The organism is uncultured Mobiluncus sp., from assembly GCF_947087965.1.
GTDB lineage: Bacteria > Actinomycetota > Actinomycetes > Actinomycetales > Actinomycetaceae > Mobiluncus.
In genome coordinates this window covers 127,855-143,230 of sequence record NZ_CAMUES010000008.1, presented here as the reverse complement: position 1 = coordinate 143,230, position 15,376 = coordinate 127,855, and the positions used below count along the sequence as shown (strand labels likewise).

Annotated in this window: 16 protein-coding genes and 1 pseudogene; 1 reads left to right on the top strand and 16 read right to left on the bottom strand. The window is 59.2% G+C overall.

Going from position 1 to position 15,376, the window contains the following annotated elements; genetic code table 11:
* The 13 genes and pseudogenes from Q0V70_RS08925 to Q0V70_RS08865 all read right to left on the bottom strand — a co-directional run.
* Positions 1-180, bottom strand: a pseudogene (locus Q0V70_RS08925) (DNA-protecting protein DprA); the annotation flags it as partial.
* A gap of 10 nt (positions 181-190) precedes the next feature.
* Positions 191-1,759, bottom strand: coding sequence for a YifB family Mg chelatase-like AAA ATPase (locus Q0V70_RS08920; RefSeq protein ID WP_297590914.1), 1,569 nt, complete (start codon positions 1,757-1,759; stop codon positions 191-193).
* Positions 1,756-2,247: a YraN family protein gene (locus Q0V70_RS08915; RefSeq protein WP_297590911.1), complete on the bottom strand. Its 492-nt coding sequence runs from the start codon at positions 2,245-2,247 to the stop codon at positions 1,756-1,758. The genes Q0V70_RS08920 and Q0V70_RS08915 overlap by 4 nt, the downstream gene beginning before the upstream one ends.
* A 161-nt stretch (positions 2,248-2,408) precedes the next feature.
* Positions 2,409-2,717 carry a DUF2469 domain-containing protein gene (locus Q0V70_RS08910; RefSeq protein WP_282921280.1) on the bottom strand — a complete coding sequence of 103 codons (309 nt, stop codon included), beginning with the start codon at positions 2,715-2,717 and terminating at the stop codon, positions 2,409-2,411.
* Positions 2,718-2,743: 26 nt separating this feature from the next.
* Positions 2,744-3,451: a ribonuclease HII gene (locus Q0V70_RS08905; protein WP_297590908.1), complete on the bottom strand. Its 708-nt coding sequence runs from the start codon at positions 3,449-3,451 to the stop codon at positions 2,744-2,746.
* A gap of 10 nt (positions 3,452-3,461) precedes the next feature.
* Positions 3,462-4,751 (bottom strand): signal peptidase I, encoded by a 1,290-nt coding sequence (gene lepB / locus Q0V70_RS08900; RefSeq protein WP_297590905.1) that lies wholly within the window; start codon positions 4,749-4,751, stop codon positions 3,462-3,464.
* A gap of 169 nt (positions 4,752-4,920) precedes the next feature.
* Positions 4,921-5,268 (bottom strand): 50S ribosomal protein L19, encoded by a 348-nt coding sequence (rplS, locus tag Q0V70_RS08895; protein WP_297590901.1) that lies wholly within the window; start codon positions 5,266-5,268, stop codon positions 4,921-4,923.
* A 253-nt stretch (positions 5,269-5,521) separates the two neighbouring features.
* Positions 5,522-7,033: a tRNA (guanosine(37)-N1)-methyltransferase TrmD gene (gene trmD, locus Q0V70_RS08890; RefSeq protein WP_297590898.1), complete on the bottom strand. Its 1,512-nt coding sequence runs from the start codon at positions 7,031-7,033 to the stop codon at positions 5,522-5,524.
* A 58-nt stretch (positions 7,034-7,091) separates the two neighbouring features.
* Entirely contained in the window at positions 7,092-7,673 is a 582-nt protein-coding gene (locus Q0V70_RS08885; RefSeq protein WP_297590895.1) for a ribosome maturation factor RimM, read from the bottom strand.
* Between the two features lie 79 nt (positions 7,674-7,752).
* Positions 7,753-7,992: an RNA-binding protein gene (locus tag Q0V70_RS08880; protein ID WP_036324558.1), complete on the bottom strand. Its 240-nt coding sequence runs from the start codon at positions 7,990-7,992 to the stop codon at positions 7,753-7,755.
* Between the two features lie 5 nt (positions 7,993-7,997).
* Entirely contained in the window at positions 7,998-8,507 is a 510-nt protein-coding gene (rpsP, locus tag Q0V70_RS08875) for a 30S ribosomal protein S16 (protein ID WP_297590892.1), read from the bottom strand.
* A 183-nt stretch (positions 8,508-8,690) separates the two neighbouring features.
* Positions 8,691-9,347, bottom strand: a complete 657-nt coding sequence (locus tag Q0V70_RS08870; protein WP_297590890.1) for an NUDIX hydrolase N-terminal domain-containing protein — start codon at positions 9,345-9,347, stop codon at positions 8,691-8,693.
* 43 nt (positions 9,348-9,390) lie between these two features.
* Positions 9,391-9,822, bottom strand: coding sequence for a NifB/NifX family molybdenum-iron cluster-binding protein (locus Q0V70_RS08865; RefSeq protein WP_297590887.1), 432 nt, complete (start codon positions 9,820-9,822; stop codon positions 9,391-9,393).
* Positions 9,823-10,017: 195 nt separating this feature from the next.
* Here Q0V70_RS08865 and Q0V70_RS08860 point away from each other — a divergent pair, with 195 nt between their 5' ends.
* Complete coding sequence (locus tag Q0V70_RS08860) at positions 10,018-10,743, top strand: peptidase E (RefSeq protein ID WP_297590884.1); 726 nt, start codon at positions 10,018-10,020, stop codon at positions 10,741-10,743.
* A gap of 9 nt (positions 10,744-10,752) precedes the next feature.
* Here the strand turns inward: Q0V70_RS08860 and Q0V70_RS08855 are convergent, their stop codons facing one another.
* From Q0V70_RS08855 to Q0V70_RS08845, 3 genes are read right to left on the bottom strand one after another with little or no spacing between them, the layout of a single operon-like run.
* A complete protein-coding gene (locus Q0V70_RS08855; protein WP_297590881.1) occupies positions 10,753-12,558 on the bottom strand; it encodes an ABC transporter ATP-binding protein in 1,806 nt (601 codons plus the stop codon).
* The gene (locus Q0V70_RS08850; protein WP_297590879.1) at positions 12,555-14,555 is read right to left on the bottom strand and encodes an ABC transporter ATP-binding protein; all 2,001 of its coding nucleotides are present in this window, start codon (positions 14,553-14,555) and stop codon (positions 12,555-12,557) included. The genes Q0V70_RS08855 and Q0V70_RS08850 overlap by 4 nt, the downstream gene beginning before the upstream one ends.
* Positions 14,556-15,359: a HepT-like ribonuclease domain-containing protein gene (locus Q0V70_RS08845; RefSeq protein WP_297590877.1), complete on the bottom strand. Its 804-nt coding sequence runs from the start codon at positions 15,357-15,359 to the stop codon at positions 14,556-14,558.
* Positions 15,360-15,376: the final 17 nt, after the last annotated feature.

Below are 15,376 nucleotides of genomic sequence, written 5' to 3'. Positions count from 1 at the left end.
GGCGATAGCAGTCCAGATTGCCCGAGCCCGGCGTTCTTCCGGGCTCGGTCCAGATGTGGCCGAATCCGCCGACGACACCGTGGCGCCTGTAGGCGGGTTCGACAGTTCCCCCGACACGTTATCCGGCACGCCCGTTTCGGTGTCTGTGGGTAGTTCCTCGGTAAGGCTCAACATTTCCATGGGTTTCCTTTCATTCGGGCAGGCTGAATCCTTCGTTTTGGCGGCGCAATGTCATCGCGGTTCCCAGCTCGGGCAATCCCGGAACGGTTTTTCCGCTCAGATCGGCAACAGTCCAGGCCAGTCGCAAGACGCGTTGAGCTCCCCGCATGGACAAGCGACCCCGTTCCACCACGGTGTCGACCCGCCCAATCAGCTCACGGGTGAAGCCGCCTTCGGGTTGGCGCAAAAACGGTCCGGGAATTTCTCGATTCAAATCCCATCCCCGTTCCTTCCACCGCTCTCGTTGCACGTCACGAGCGCGTTGCACCCGCGCCGCAACCACCGCGGTCGTATCAGCGGGTTTCGCTCCAGCTAACGAACCACGGCCCGGAGATTCCACCTGAATTTGGATATCCATGCGATCCAGCAGCGGCCCGCTCAACCGTTCCAGATATCGTTTGCGCGAATAGGGCGTGCAGGTACAGGTGGCGCGCCGACTACCAGCATTACCGCAAGGGCAGGGATTGGCGGCCATAATGAGTTGGAATCGAGCCGGATATTGGGCTGCGCCCGCCGCCCGATGCAGGGTGATTTCCCCGTTTTCTAACGGTTCTCGGAGGGAATCCAAGACCCGCGCCCCGAACTCGGGAGCTTCGTCCAGGAACAATACTCCCCGGTGAGCCAGGGAAGCGGCACCCGGACGCGGCACTCCCGAACCTCCTCCCACCATCGCCGCCAGCGTCGCCGAATGATGCGGAGCTTGGAAGGGAGGTTGGCGAATCAGTCCGTCCTGTGCAGACAGCGTTCCAGCGAGGGAATGCAGGGCTGTGACCTCGACAGATTGTTCCACGTCCAAGGGCGGGAGGATGCCGGGCAGCCGCGAAGCCAGCATGGTTTTTCCCGAGCCGGGAGTGCCAATCATCAGCAGGTGGTGGCCGCCCGCTGCCGCCACTTCCATCGCCTGGCAGGCGGCGGCTTGACCGCGAATGTCAGAAAAATCCCCGCCTGGACCAAAGGCAGGTGGCTCGGTACTTTCCCCGTCCTCTGCCCCCGCCGATTCCTCCGGCGGGGGCAGAGGCATCATCAAGTCTCCCCCCAATAACTCGATGACTTGCCCCAGGTGATGCACCCCCACCACATCCACCCCAGGCACCAGGGAAGCCTCAGCAAAGTTCGCTTGCGGGACCAAAATCTGAGTTTTTCCGGTTTTCATGGCTCCGATAACGCTGGGCAGAATGCCCCGGATACCAATGACACGACCGTCCAAGCCCAGCTCTCCCAGCATGATGCACTGCCCGGCTCGACTGCGCGAAATGACCCCCATCGCGGCCAAAACGCTGACCGCCATCGCCAGGTCGTAACCGGAGCCGGTTTTCGGCAATGACGCCGGGGACAGATTCAACACGACACGCGTCCCCGGCCATTCATACAGGCAGCTGGTCACCGCGGCGCGAACCCGGTCTTTGGCTTCCCGCACCGCCGTGTCTGGCAGCCCGACCAGGCTGTAGGCGGTCATCCCGTCGGAAATATGGGCTTCGACCCGGACCGGGCGCGCCTGCATTCCCACCAAACAAATTGACCAGGCAAATCCCGAACTCATTTCAACCCCTGGAGATGTTTCACTACGGGTTCGCCGTGTCCGTCCCAATCCACGCTGCACAAATCCAAGCTGACCGCCCGGTGCGCGGGGACAATATCGCGCTGTGCCAGCCAAGATCCCATGACCCGGCGCATTCGCGCCAGCTTCTTCATGGTGATGGCCTCGATAGGCATCCCGTGCCGGTGATTGGAACGAGTCTTAACCTCGATAAACCCCAGGACTCCCTCGGGGCTGAGGGCGACTATGTCGACTTCACCGGCTCGACATCGCCAATTGCGGTCCACAATGACGTATCCCTCGGCTTTCAGCGACTCGGCCGCGACTTCCTCACCAGCCATGCCCAGCTGCCGATTGTGCAGGTTTTTCCCCGGATTTGAGGCATTTTGCCCCGCTGCCCGCAGCACGGGGTTACCGGCTGTGCAGCCGCATGCAGCATCCGTTCCGGTAGTGACTTTATGACTGGTTTCAACGGTATTCGCGTAGCTCATGGACTCAGCTTCGCGCTCCCGAACCCACCGGCCAAGCCCAAAAATCTTTACCTGTGGATAACCGACTTATCCACAACCCTAAAAACGGCGAAAATCCGCCAACCTGCCCGAGTTAATGAATTGTGGCTGCTAGAAACGGGGCTTAAACAGCCACCCGCGACCTAGGGAATCTCAATTTCTGGCTTCGCCAGTTCCTCCACGTTGACATCTTTAAAGGTCAGGACCCGCACGTTTTGCACGAAACGCGAGGAACGGTAGACGTCCCAAACCCAGGCGTCCTCCAAAGTAATCTCAAAGAACACGTCCCCGCCGGCATTATTGTGCGTGGTGACGTCAACCTTGTTCGCCAGATAAAAACGCCGGTCGGTTTCCACGACATAGCTAAACAGGGAAATCACGTCGCGATATTCTCGGTATAAATCCAGCTCCAGCCCGTTTTCATAGGACTCAATATCGTCGTTGTTGACCATCACACAACCTTTCGTACCCCTCTACCCTACCGGAGCTTCCAAGATTTGCGATGCCAAACACTCGTGCCCAATTCAGCCAGCGCTGCCCGATGGGCGGCAGTGCCGTAACCGACATTTTTTGCCCAACCGTACCCGGGGTCACGCAAGCTGCGCATGAAGGCGTCCCGATACACTTTCGCCAGTACGGACGCGGCAGCGATTACGGCGGCTTTTCCGTCCCCCTTCACCAGGGTTTCCACTCTAACCTCCGGAGAGCTCACCAGGTTCCCCGCCCCGGCAAACAGATTGGGTTGCTTCGGTGGGGCGAGATAGTCAAGATTGCCGTCCAACAGAAGCCTTTGCGGCAGGTGTCCGCGGGCGTCCAGCTCGTTGAGAGCACGCCATCCCGCCAGACGCAGTGCGGGCATAATCCCCAATTCGTCGATTTCCGTATTGGAAGCCTGTCCGATGGCAAAGTCCCTGACCCAGGTGCGAAGGGGATCTTGCAACGCCAAGCGGCGGCGTTCCGTCAACTGTTTGGAATCGTTCAATCTGGCGGGGAAACCCTGGGGAAATTCCGGGTTCTCCAGGCTGAGCTGGTCTATCACTGCCACACCCACGCAAACCGGACCCGCTAGCGCACCGCGCCCAACCTCGTCCATCCCACCAACCAGCGGGAGGCGTCCCCGGCGACTGTCGCCTCCGTGCTTCGCCAATGCGGCCAGAGCCGCGGTTTCCCAAGATAAATCAACCACCGCGCAAGCCTTAACGCGAAAGGGGTGGCGTTTCGTCCGCTTCAGAACTGAAATCGTCAGTCGGGGCGGCTGGCTTAGGTATGTTATAAAAAGCGCAGCTGGGAGCGATGAACTTCATCCGTTCAATCGGCCAGATTACAACGAAAGCGCGACCCACCACGTTGGATTCAGAAACGAAACCGCGCGAAGGTTTGTCCTGATGCCAACGGGAATCAGCGGAGTGAGGCCGGTTATCACCCATCACCCACAGCGAATTCTTCGGCACCACTACGGAAAATTCTATGTCTGAAGAGACCCCGGTCTTGGGGATATAGTCCTCGTCGATGGCTTTGCCGTTGATATTCATCAACCCGTCCGCGTCGCAGCAAGACACGTCGTCGCCGGGCACTCCGATGACACGTTTAATCAGGTAGCCCTGGGAGTCTTCAGGCAGCAAGCCCACAAAAATCCCGAAGTTCTTAATCTTGGTAGCAATCTGGAACGGAGTTTTATCAGGAGGACGCTCACGCATCTGTTCCGCAGCGGTTTGGCTCCAGCCCTCCACGTCCTCAAAAACGATGATGTCGCCGCGGTTAATGTCCCCGTGCCGGGCGGAAAACTTGTTGACCAGCACAGAATCGTTAATCATCAGGGTTTTTTCCATGGACTGCGAGGGGATATAAAAGGGCTGTAACAGGAACAGTCGAACCAGCGAACTGATAGCCAGAGCCGTAATTACCACCGCGATGAACTCGAAATACCAGGGCAAATCCAGGCTCAGATGCGGGCGTTCCAGAGCATCGTAGTTAGCTCTCGCCCCGAGGGGCAGGGCTCTCATATCCCGCGGTCCGGGAATCCTGGCGCCACGCCGACGTTCCGTTGCATTTTCCTCATCATCGAGTTGGAAATCAGTATCGTCGTCGTCCTTCAGGAAATCTTTTCCTCCGGGAATCTCGGGTGATTCTTCATCTTCGGGCAACATACCAGGAAAAGGCATCGCACCGTAGGGCGGGAAAGGCATCCCCGGAAACGGCCCCATCCCCGCTGGAGGAAATCCTGGGGACATCGGCATTGGCGCCATCCCGTTGGGATCCATACCGGGAAAATCCGTCCCGTCCGGGAACACCGACTGCGGGGGATATCCTCCCGGAAAACCCTCTGGCGGGAAAGGCATCCCGGCTCCACCCGGCGCGTACATCTCGCCTTCACCGGGCAGGGTTCCGGCCCCAGCAAATTGTGGATTCATGCCGAAGCCGTCTGGGGAAGCACCCGAGAACTGCGCGTCTCGGTTGGCATTCTCAGGCTGCGGGGGCATCGTCATAACAAAAAGAATAGCGTAAAAGCCTAAAGGAAGCCCAAACCATTCCGGTTCGAGCTTCCTTTAGGATGAATTTTTGTGGCAGATGCCGCCTTGACTTTCTAACTGTCCCAGCCGGTGTTTTCACATTGCTTCAGCTGGAGGCCGGCGGCTGCCGCAGAATTATTGCGACTTAGCGCTTTTCAACGACCTTAGCCGCCTTGCCGTGGCGATTACGCAGGTAGTACAGCTTGGCACGGCGCACATCGCCGCGGGTCACTACCTCAATCTTGTCCACAGTCGGGGCGTGCAGCGGGAAAGTACGTTCCACACCGGTGCCGAAGGACAGCTTCCGCACGGTGAAGGTTTCTCCCACGCCGCCGCCGTGACGAGCGATGACTACGCCCTGAAAAATCTGGATACGGGAGCGGTTTCCCTCGATAACCTTTACGTGAACCTTTACGGTATCGCCCGGACGAAAATCCGGAACGTCCTCACGCATTGCGGCCTTGCCGATTTCCTCAACCAGAGGCTTCTGCATTGTTTCTCCTTGACGCTCCTGCCACAGGTCAAAAACGCCTTACTGCGGGCACCCTCAGTGCCGATGATGTTTTGCTTCGCTATCGGGTCCCCCTGTGGCAGGTTGCCCGCGAAGCCGTACCATTTTGCCACAAACTCGGGTCGGAACGCCACTTTTGCCGTTTCACACTCGATTCATCCACCCCGGCCCCACCGAGGTGGCGCTGCTTCGCGAGTCGCGCAAAACCGCACCGAACCCGCAAAATATGCCTCTATCAGGCACTCTCACGGTCAAAACTCCGGCGCATCACCACGTCCTGGTTTTCCACTCCCCCCACGGTGAATGTCCGCTTTCCGATACGCCGAAACCCGTGATGTTTATAGAATTTTTGGGCCCGTTTGTTATAGATGGAAGTCCCCAGGCACACCCCCGGGGCATGACCGACCCTAGCCAAATCTGTCAATGCCGCTTGCAGCAGCGCCCCGGACAGTCCTGTGGAGTGCAGGGCCTCGCGCACATAACACTTCGACAGGTAAGCATCCCCGGCCACGATTCCCGCCTGTGCCGCTTCCGCCTGACCCAGCTGCACCCTCGCGTAGGTATATCCCACCAGTTCACCGCCCATTTCAGCGACCCAGTAGCGATGTTCTTGAGGATTATCGAGGCGTGCCTTCACCGCCTCGAGGTCGAACTCAACGGCTACGAACTGGGCGATAGCCTCAGTGCTGACGTAGGCCGGACAAGCCAGGGGGAACGTCTCCGACCCCAAAGCGGACAGTGCCAGGGCCTCCCCTCGGTCGGGCTGGCGAATCCGCAGGGGAACCGCCACCAAATCCGCAGTTTCTGGCCGTGCGCCGCTTGCCGGACACATCTCGCCCGCCGACCCCGCCTTATGCGCTCCCCGTGCCGACCTTACCTCGACCAGTCGGGACAGACCGATAGCCTGCAAATCCTCAGGCGAGACATAAAGCCACCCCAGCGAAGCCAGCTTTTCCCGCCCGCGCTTGCTCAACAGTGTGGCGTCTAAACCCGCCAGCAAATCCGGGCGTCGCCGCGAGGTTTTTTCGATGGCCCGTTCCCGGCGCCAGGCTTCGATTTCCGCGTGGTTTCCGCCTTTCAGTACCTCGGGAACAGCCAGGTCACGCCACACTTCTGGGCGGGTATAGCAGGGGTATTCCAACAGGCCCGTTCCCTCGTAAGATTCCTCCACCAAAGACTCCGGATTGCCCACCATGCCATCGAGCAGGCGTCCCACGGCTTCAATCAGCGCCACGGCCGCGATTTCCCCACCATTGAGCACATAATCCCCCAAGGAATACTCAAACACTTCCAGGTCGGGGTACAGTTGCTGGTCAGCGTAGTGCTGGGCGACTCGCGAGTCGATACCTTCGTAGCGCCCGCAGGCGATAATGACATTATCCGTACTCGTGGCTATCTGCCGGACTTTCGCCTGGGTCAGCGGCACTCCGGAGGGCGTAGGAATCGCCAGGATAGTTTTCGGGTTCACCAGGCCGTTCGGGCGGCTTTCCGGTGCGCTGTCCGCGGGCTGGCTCTGCAGGTCACCCAGCGCGGTATCGATGGCTTTGCCCCAAATATCGGCCCGCATCACCATGCCGGCTCCCCCGCCGTAGGGCGTGTCGTCAACGGAATGATGCGGGTCATCGGTAAAATCGCGCAGATTCGTGACGTCCCAGCTCAACACCCCGTTTTGCGCCGCTTTACCCAGCAGCGACAAACCGAGCACCTCAAAGAACTCGGGAAAAATCGTCAGAATCTGAAAACGCATCATCCTCACCTTTATTCGGACAGTCTACCGACAACCCGCCGGGAAACGCTGAACCGTCCTAGTGCGGCGGAAACAATCCTCCGGGCGGATCCATCGTGACCACCTGGCTATCTAAATCGACATCGGGGACGATTTCATAAACAAAAGGCACCAGGATTTTCTGCCCGTCCGTAGTCGTGACTTCCAACAGGTCTTGGGCTGGCGCCAGCAGCAGGTCGCTGACGGTGCCAAGCGTTTTCCCCGCCAGGTCCACAGCTCGCAGTCCCACCAGTTCGTGGCGGTAAAAGCCTTCGTCGCCCTCGCTTGGTTCGCGGTTGGTGGCGGTTTCTGCATTAGTGGCGCCGGAATCGGTTGAGTCTGTGGGGTTAGTGCACAAGGCCGGGTCGTCAGTTTCTATATACAGTTTTGTTCCGCTGAGGGTTTCGGCGCCGTTACGGTCGGGAATTTCCTGGAAAGACACCACGAAGTGTTTACCGCTCATCCGTGCCCGGTTTACCGTCAGCGTAGCCGGGGTTTTCCTGCTGGTTAACAGGACTGTCCCGGGGGCGAAGCGAGCACGCGGTTCGTCCGTGTGCAGGGCGACCCGGACTTCACCGCGAACCCCGCTGGCACGCCCGATGACCCCAACCGTGAGCTTCACCGCTGACCCCTTCCCGAATCGATAGCTGCGTTAAAAAGTTTGACCCCCGCTATCGGCGGGGATCAAACCAAATGACTATTTAGCGCCGATCTTGGTCGATGACATCGACGCGGACGCTGCCCTGTGTAGATAGTGCGGAAGCTACCGAACGCAGCGCTTTCGCGGTGCGGCCATTACGGCCGATAACCCGACCCAAATCCGAGGGGGCAACGTGTACTTCCAGGAGCTTGCCGCGACGCAAAGACTTTTCGCTCACGCGCACGGCTTCTGGCTCGTCGACGATGCCGCTGACCAGGTGTTCCAAAGAATCTGCAAGCATCGACATTATTCTGCCGCTTCCGAAGTTTCTTCCGCCGGGGCTTCCTCAGCGGGAGCTTCCTCAGCGGGAGCTTCCTCAGCCTTTTCTTCCGCCTCGGCTTCTGCAGCCTTCGCGGCCTCTTCGGCTTCCTTCTTGGCCTTGGCTTCGGCTTCGGCCTTCTTTGCCTTCGCCCTTTCCGCGGCGTCGTCCGCAGCCTTCACCGCGGCCTCCACATCGGCTCCAGCGTCCTTAACCTGGATGCGGTTCTCAACAACCTTGGCGCCCTTGAACGTCGCCCAATCGCCGGAAAGCACCAGGAAACGGTGCACCGCGTCGGACGGCTGAGCCCCTACACCCAGCCAGTACTGGATGCGCTCCGAGTTCAGTTCAATTAAAGACGGCTGCTGATTGGGGTCGTACTTGCCGACCTCCTCGATAACACGACCGTCGCGCTTCTTGCGGCTGTCGACCACGACCACCCGGTAAATGGGGTGGTGAATCTTGCCAATTCGCTTCAAACGAATACGTACTGCCACTGTTGTGACTCTCCTTGTAATTCATGTCGCGAGCGCACAAAACCCCAGGTAGGGAAAACACCAAAGCCTTGTTTTGCTCAAAATCCGGGGCCGTGGCCACGAGAGGGCGGCGACCAAAGCCCAGTACAACGTTCCATTATGCCCGACTTTTCACGATTTTTAAAATTCAACAGTCCTCCCGGCTCAGTCGAAAATGACCTGCCAGTTTGGATTGCGATGCGCTTTCAGGCACATCGCGACCTGTTCGGGCGTGGTTTTGCCCAGAGACATTTCCGGCAGCTCATCGAGCCCAAACCAGCCAATCTCGGTGGTTTCGAGGTTCTCTGTAAAGTCCCCGCCCAGCAAGGTACATTCCACAAAGAAGGTGTAAACATGAAATATACCTTTGCTGGGATTATGTTTGCGCTTATCGATTACCGCCAGCAATCTGTCGGTTTTCACCTGCATTCCGGATTCCTCGTAAGCCTCCTTGATGGTGTTTTCCCGCACACTTAGCCCCTCGTCAATCCAGCCTCCCGGCAGAGACCAGCGCCCGTCCAAGCCTTCATGCACCAGCAGAATCTTGTCTCCGTCCGCACCCGGACACCCCGAGCCATCACCGAAAATAACGGCGCGCGAATCAACTTTCGGCGTGCGGTATCCGTAGTCCTCCAGCAGCACGTCTCGTGCCTGTTCGGGATTACTGCCAGTCAGGCGTGCCAAGAGTTCCGCCGCCAGTTCACGCGTACGGGTCGCTCGATCCCGGTCATAGTCGTCATGACCGTAGAACTCTCCGGACTGGCCGATAGCCTGTAGCTCTAGAATGAGATCCACTACGTCTGATGTATTGTCGGTTCCCACTTGCCTGTTCCCTCGTCATCGAAATTGTCAAAACCTCTGAACACTAAGACGGAATCACGGGGAGAATCCATTTATTCCCACCGAGGCCGTCTTCATCCGGGGCTTCGGCGGCAAGGCCATCAACACAGCGCACCCGTTTAGCGGCATCTCTAACGGCGCTGCGCGCCTCGCCAGCCGCAGATAGGGGCAAAACACCGAGTTTCATCATGGTGTTGACCATCGGGGGTCCCATGTGTCCGCTGACCACGGCCGCAATGTCATGGTCGCGCATAAAGCCCACAATCTGAGCGTGCAGGCTGCCGTGCGGCCCTTGCTCGTGCAAGACGTCCCAACCGACTGGGAACTCCTGCCACTCCACGATTTCATCGGCGGCGTTGAGTGTTGCCACCGCCATAGTCCGGGCTCGCCCTAGGCCCCCGCCAACCTCGCTGCCCGCCACGTTGACCGCTATATGCAAGTTTCTACCTTCATTCATTTTATATTCCAATTTTCGGTATAGTATATCTTTGGTAACCCAGGCAATATAAACGGAGAGTTCCGTGTTCCAGCACCTCTGTTACCTCTGCTTCCCGGCTTAATCCTATGCCAGACCGGGCCGCGTTACCGGCCAAACACCTGAAATCACACGCCGCGGATGATTCACGCGACTCCCCCGACTAGGATGGTCCCTATGAACAAAACCCCAACTATTTTGGCAACCTCCGGTGGATACAAAAACGGAGAACGAATCTTTACCGAGTTCAACCACCTGGTGATGTATTCCCTCGAACTGTCCGGCACCACCCGTTCCAAACCGAAACTTGGCTACCTGGATACCGCGGCCGGCGACCAACACTACCGGCTAGCCCAGCGTTACGAAGCAGCCCGCCTGGCAGGAGTGGAACTGAACCCGCTACAACTGTTCGTCATGCCCAACGTGGAGGATATCGAAGGCTACCTCCTGGAACAAGACGCCGTGTGGGTTGACGGGGGTTCGGTGGCAAATCTGCTGGCAGTGTGGCGAGTCCACGGCCTAGACCAAATTTTCCGCCGCGTTTGGGAAGCCGGCGTTGTCTTGGCCGGAGTCTCAGCCGGTTCTATCTGTTGGCATCGTGGCGGCACCACCGATTCTTTCGGGCCCGAACTTCGCGCCGTCACCAACGGTCTGGGCTTGATTCCCTACGACAACGGCGTACATTACGATGTTGAAAAGCGCCGCCGCCCCACGGTGCATCGCCTGGTAGCCGAGGGTGTCTTGGGTAAAACCTATTGCACCGATAACAATGTGGGTTTGGTTTACCGCGGCACCGAGCTGGCCGAAGCGGTCAGCGAAGTAGAGGGAAAGTCGGCTTGGGTCGTGACGAAAGACAATGGCGAAGTCATAGAGGAACGCATCGAAACCCGTTTTCTGGGATAGTTTCGGCCTCTAGTCTTGCTGCCAAGACTCCCACAGCGAAGCATATTCGCCCCCGGTCGCCACGAGTTCATCGTGCGTGCCCAATTCCACGATTCTCCCGTCCATCATGACTGCCACTCGGTCAGCATCGTGGGCGGTATAGAGCCGGTGGGCGATGGCGATGACGCTACGTCCTGCCAACACTCGCGACAACGATTGTTCCAGCGACCGGGCCGCGGAGGGATCCATCAGAGAAGTTGCTTCGTCCAGCACCAAAGTGTGGGGGTTCAACAGTACGATTCGCGCCAGGGCAAGCTGCTGTACCTGCGCCGGGTTCAGCTTCCTTCCAGCGCCGCCGACTTCCGCATACAGCCCGATTTTTTCCGTTTCTGCCGGGGATTTCCCTTCCGGACCGGATGATACGCCAGAGGTCTGGCTCCCGGTACCGCCCAGTCCGCGAACCCAGTCCACACCCACCGCGTCGAGTACCGCCCACAATTCCTCATCACTTGCGTCGGGCCGCGCCAGACGCAGGTTGGAGGCAATAGTTCCGGTAAACACGTGCTGTTCTTGCGTGACCAAAGCGACTTGCTGGTGCAGTTCGCTTTCGGGCAAGTCCACCAGCCGCACTCCCCCGACCGTCACGGACCCGCTGGTGGGCGGGTGAATGCCTGCCAGCATTCGCCCAAAAGTTGACTTACCGGCACCCGAGGGGCCGACAATCGCCAACGTTTCACCCACTCGAAGTTCCAGAGACACTTCGTGCAGCACATTTTGCCCCGCGTGGTAGGCGTAGCTAACGTCCCGAGCCACTATCGCGGGCGCACCGGCGGGCGCGTGGGCGTTGACCTCCCGGTCCGGCTCGACTTGTGCGACACCAAAAATCCGGGCCAGAGACGTGTAAGCCTCCATGGAAACGTCTACCCAAAAAGTCGCCTCCCACACCGGTCCGCGCACTTGATAGGCATAGAGCGCAATCGTAGAAACAGCCCCGATGGTCAAGGCTCCGCTGGGCACCAACCAGGCTCCCAGCAACACGATAACTATCAGCGGAGACAGGGTCGCGCACACAATTCCCAGGAACAACCAGGAACGCATCCAGGTACTGTAGCGCTCCTGACGCCAGATTTCGCGAATAATGACATCGAGCTGAGCAATCCGTTTCCCTGACAGCCCCAGAGCGTCCACCGTGTCTGCCTGATCCAGAGTTTCCGCTACCGAACCGGACAGATCCGCCCAAGACCGGGCTGAGGACCGATAGGCGGGAACGGTCCGCGGTAAATACCACGCCATCAGCGGCCACACCCCCAGCGGTCCAATGAGCAGCACAAATGCCAATTGCGGGGAAGTCAGAAACGCCGCCACAAACGTCACCACCAACGTTGTGGTAATCATCAGAATCGCCGCGATTCCCTGGCGAATCATGAATTGCAGGCGTTCAATGTCTCGCGTGGTGCGCCCCACCAAGTCCCCGGTGCCCGCACTTTCCACGGTCGACAGAGGCAGGTGAATGACAGAGTCGACCAAGCCGTCACGCAGGTGAGCAAAAATCCGCTCACCCATCACCCGGGCGCGGTATTCCGCCAGGAACGAAAATATCGCCGCCACTGCCACCACTACCAGGGCAATCACCATCTGTTGACCGACCCAGTCACGGCTGGCCGCCCCGGCTTGAATACGATCAATGACGCGCCCCAGCAGCCACGGGAGGGTCACTCCCGCCAGGGATGACACCAGCTGCAGCCCCACTACTGACCCAATCGCGCCGCGATAGTCGTGAATCAGGTCTTTGACCCCTCGCATCACCAGTTTTCCGCTGGCCAAAGGCAGTTTCATGACGGTTCACCCCCGCTTTGCACCGAGCGGTTGATGATTGCCAGGTACGGCGTGGCCGCGGGGTCTCCCGACCGAGCTTTTTCCCGAAGCTTCCGGTGCGAGCCGCGGACGATTTCCCGGCCCGCGTCGTCGAGCACAATGACTTCGTCACAATGCTCCAGCACCAGCACTGACGCCGAGACGATGACGGTGGTTTTCCCGTGCCGCGCTTGTGCCAAACGCTGGGCGACCCGCGATTCCGTGTGCGAATCTACCGCGGAAGTCGGCTCAATAGTGACCAGTACCGCCGGATTGGCGGCTACCGCGCGAGCTAGGGCGACACGCTGGCGCTGACCGCCGGAGAGAGTGCGCCCTTTTTCTGCCACCGCTCCGTCCAGGCCGCCGTTGACGGATTCCACCACATCATCGGCATCTGCCACGTGTAGCGCGGCCAACCATTGCGAATCGCGCTCATCAACTTCGGGAACAATGAGCGAGTCCTCCTGCCGGGTCGCGTTCTCGATAACGTCGCGCCACACCAGTTCGCGCACCCCTCGGTCGCGCGGCGCCGGCGTATTGGCTCCGCGCACCTGGTCTCGCAAGGTGCCGGCAAACAGCTGCGGGTCGGTGTCTGACAGGATGATGGCGCGGCGCACCAGGTCGAGGGGTAGCGTCCTCGCGTCAGTTCCATCAATCAGAAGGGTCGGTTGCGCGCCGTCCTCTTGGCGCGCCAGGCGCCGGGCTATCGCTGCGCTGGCGTCAGGATTGGCGCAGACCAGGCCGGTAATCAAGCCCGGCTCCACCGTCACCTCGCTGACCGTGTCGGTGAGCTGGGCCAGAGCAAAATCCGTTTCCCGCCACTGTGATTGCGATGAGGCATTTTGGCGCGGCACGTCCGCGGAAACCGTCGCTAAATCCTCGTCCACCAGGGAGGTTACGCCTTGAATACGCGCGAGTTTGCGAACCCCGACCCATGCTCTGGTGAATTCTTCCAACGACCGGGTGGCGACCACGATGGGGTTTCGCAAGAACTGTGAAAACCCAAAGAACGCGACCAAACTGCCGACCGACAGTTCATCGTGAAAGTACAGTATCGCCCCGATGCCCACCACTAGGGCGGTGAACAGCATGGGTATGACCGAACGCAACACGCCCAGCAGCGCCGCGGGTAGAGCGACTCGAATCCCGGCGTCACGCACCCGAGCCGATTGCCGCTGATAGTGAAGCCCGAACACGTCCTCGCCGCCGATACCGCGCAAAACCCGCAGCCCCGCCACCGCGTCAGCTGAGATTTCCGTGAGCTTGCCCTGCTCATCCCGGTTCTCGGTTTGTCGCCGCTGCAGCGGTTTGCTCAACAGCCCTATCAGCAGGGTGACGATGGGCAACCCAATCAGCACTGTCCAGGCCAGGGGCGGTGAGGTGCGAAACATGATGACCAGAATCATGATGGCAGAGAGAATAGCGCCCACCATTTCGGGAATCCACAGTGCCGCTCGGCCAATCCGGTCCACATCAGTGAGCATCGAAGTGACTACATCACCAGATTCCAGTTCCCGGTTCACAGCGCGCCCATCCAGGGCTAACTTTCGACCGGCTACCCGCGCGGGAGTCGCCACCGCGGTCATCTGGACTGCAATCTCCGTGAGCTGTCCCGCCATTTGGGTCACCGCCACACCCAGGATAACCAGGCCGAGAACCACCAACCGAGTCCAGATTTCCCTGGTAAAACCGTGTTCTAGCCCCGCGTCCAGCACCATTCCCAGCGCCCAGGGCACGCTGACCGACACCGCATAGTTCAGCCCTGTCACCAGGGAACCGAGCGCGAGCACGCCAAACATAGAACCAACGAGTTTTCGGGCATAGCGGCGAGGGTCAGCGGGGTAAACGTCAGGTTCACCCTGGGGACTGCGCAGCGGCCAGCGCCAGGTGCGTGGGGTTTTCAGCAGGGGCGGCAGCGTGACGTGTTCTTCGACAGCGCGCCGCTGTAAAAAATCGCGCGCACGGGCGTTATCTTCCACTTACGCAGTCGCCTCGGTACCGCTACCAGGGTATGTCACAGAGCCCAGAGCATCGAGAATTTGGGGGAAATCCTCACGCAAAGTGGTCCAAGCAATACTTGCGTCGAGTTCATCGGCGGTTTGCAGAAGCCGGTAGCGCAGTCCACTGAGGATTGCCCACGGAATGCCGGGGTTGGCTTCCTTGACATCGGAATGAATTTTGGCCGCCGATTCAACCAGCACCGCAATAGAGTGATAAGCCGCGAAACGTGACTGCACCCCCGCCGGAGTCTTTTCTACAAAGGCCTTTGGGTCACCGGAGGCGATGCCCATACCCACGTCAAGCGTCCGAGACATGTCATCTACTCGCCACCGGGCGGCGGACACATCGTAGGGGAAGAAGGACTTGGGGAATCCCCACTTCTGAAAATATGGATACTCTTCAATCTCGCGCGGTGAAAAAACATTCCCGGCTCGGTATAAATCCACCAGAAGGGGCTGGAACTGCAATTTTTCATCGAGCTTCGTGACTTCACGAGGAAATCGATCGACTTTCGCGTTGCCCCAGCCGGTGTCGACGGACACGTAGACCGTGGCGCTCAGCGCATTTTCAAGTTCATTTTGCAAGCCCACCAAATCCAGCATTCCCGGGGATTCCGTGGTGCTGACCAGGAAATCTATCGGCGTAAACGCATCGTCTTGACCGGTCGAGACGGGTCCAAACATAAAAATCTCGTCGTACCCGTACCGCGAAAAGATTCCGCGCACCACGTGGCGCTTCATACTCATCAAGGTGTGCGCCGGGACGCTGACCGCTTTCGCCAAAGCAGTTTCCTCAGCTT

Excerpts from the sequence above, each read along its gene's own strand:
- Q0V70_RS08920 (WP_297590914.1), bottom strand. The coding sequence starts at position 1,759 with ATGAGTTCGGGATTTGCCTGGTCAATTTGTTTGGTGGGAATGCAGGCG.
- Q0V70_RS08915 (WP_297590911.1), bottom strand. The coding sequence starts at position 2,247 with ATGAGCTACGCGAATACCGTTGAAACCAGTCATAAAGTCACTACCGGA.
- Q0V70_RS08910 (WP_282921280.1), bottom strand. The coding sequence starts at position 2,717 with ATGGTCAACAACGACGATATTGAGTCCTATGAAAACGGGCTGGAGCTG.
- lepB (WP_297590905.1), bottom strand. The coding sequence starts at position 4,751 with ATGACGATGCCCCCGCAGCCTGAGAATGCCAACCGAGACGCGCAGTTC.
- rplS (WP_297590901.1), bottom strand. The coding sequence starts at position 5,268 with ATGCAGAAGCCTCTGGTTGAGGAAATCGGCAAGGCCGCAATGCGTGAG.
- trmD (WP_297590898.1), bottom strand. The coding sequence starts at position 7,033 with ATGCGTTTTCAGATTCTGACGATTTTTCCCGAGTTCTTTGAGGTGCTC.
- Q0V70_RS08880 (WP_036324558.1), bottom strand. The coding sequence starts at position 7,992 with ATGCTTGCAGATTCTTTGGAACACCTGGTCAGCGGCATCGTCGACGAG.
- Q0V70_RS08865 (WP_297590887.1), bottom strand. The coding sequence starts at position 9,822 with ATGAATGAAGGTAGAAACTTGCATATAGCGGTCAACGTGGCGGGCAGC.
- Q0V70_RS08860 (WP_297590884.1), top strand. The coding sequence starts at position 10,018 with ATGAACAAAACCCCAACTATTTTGGCAACCTCCGGTGGATACAAAAAC.
- Q0V70_RS08855 (WP_297590881.1), bottom strand. The coding sequence starts at position 12,558 with ATGAAACTGCCTTTGGCCAGCGGAAAACTGGTGATGCGAGGGGTCAAA.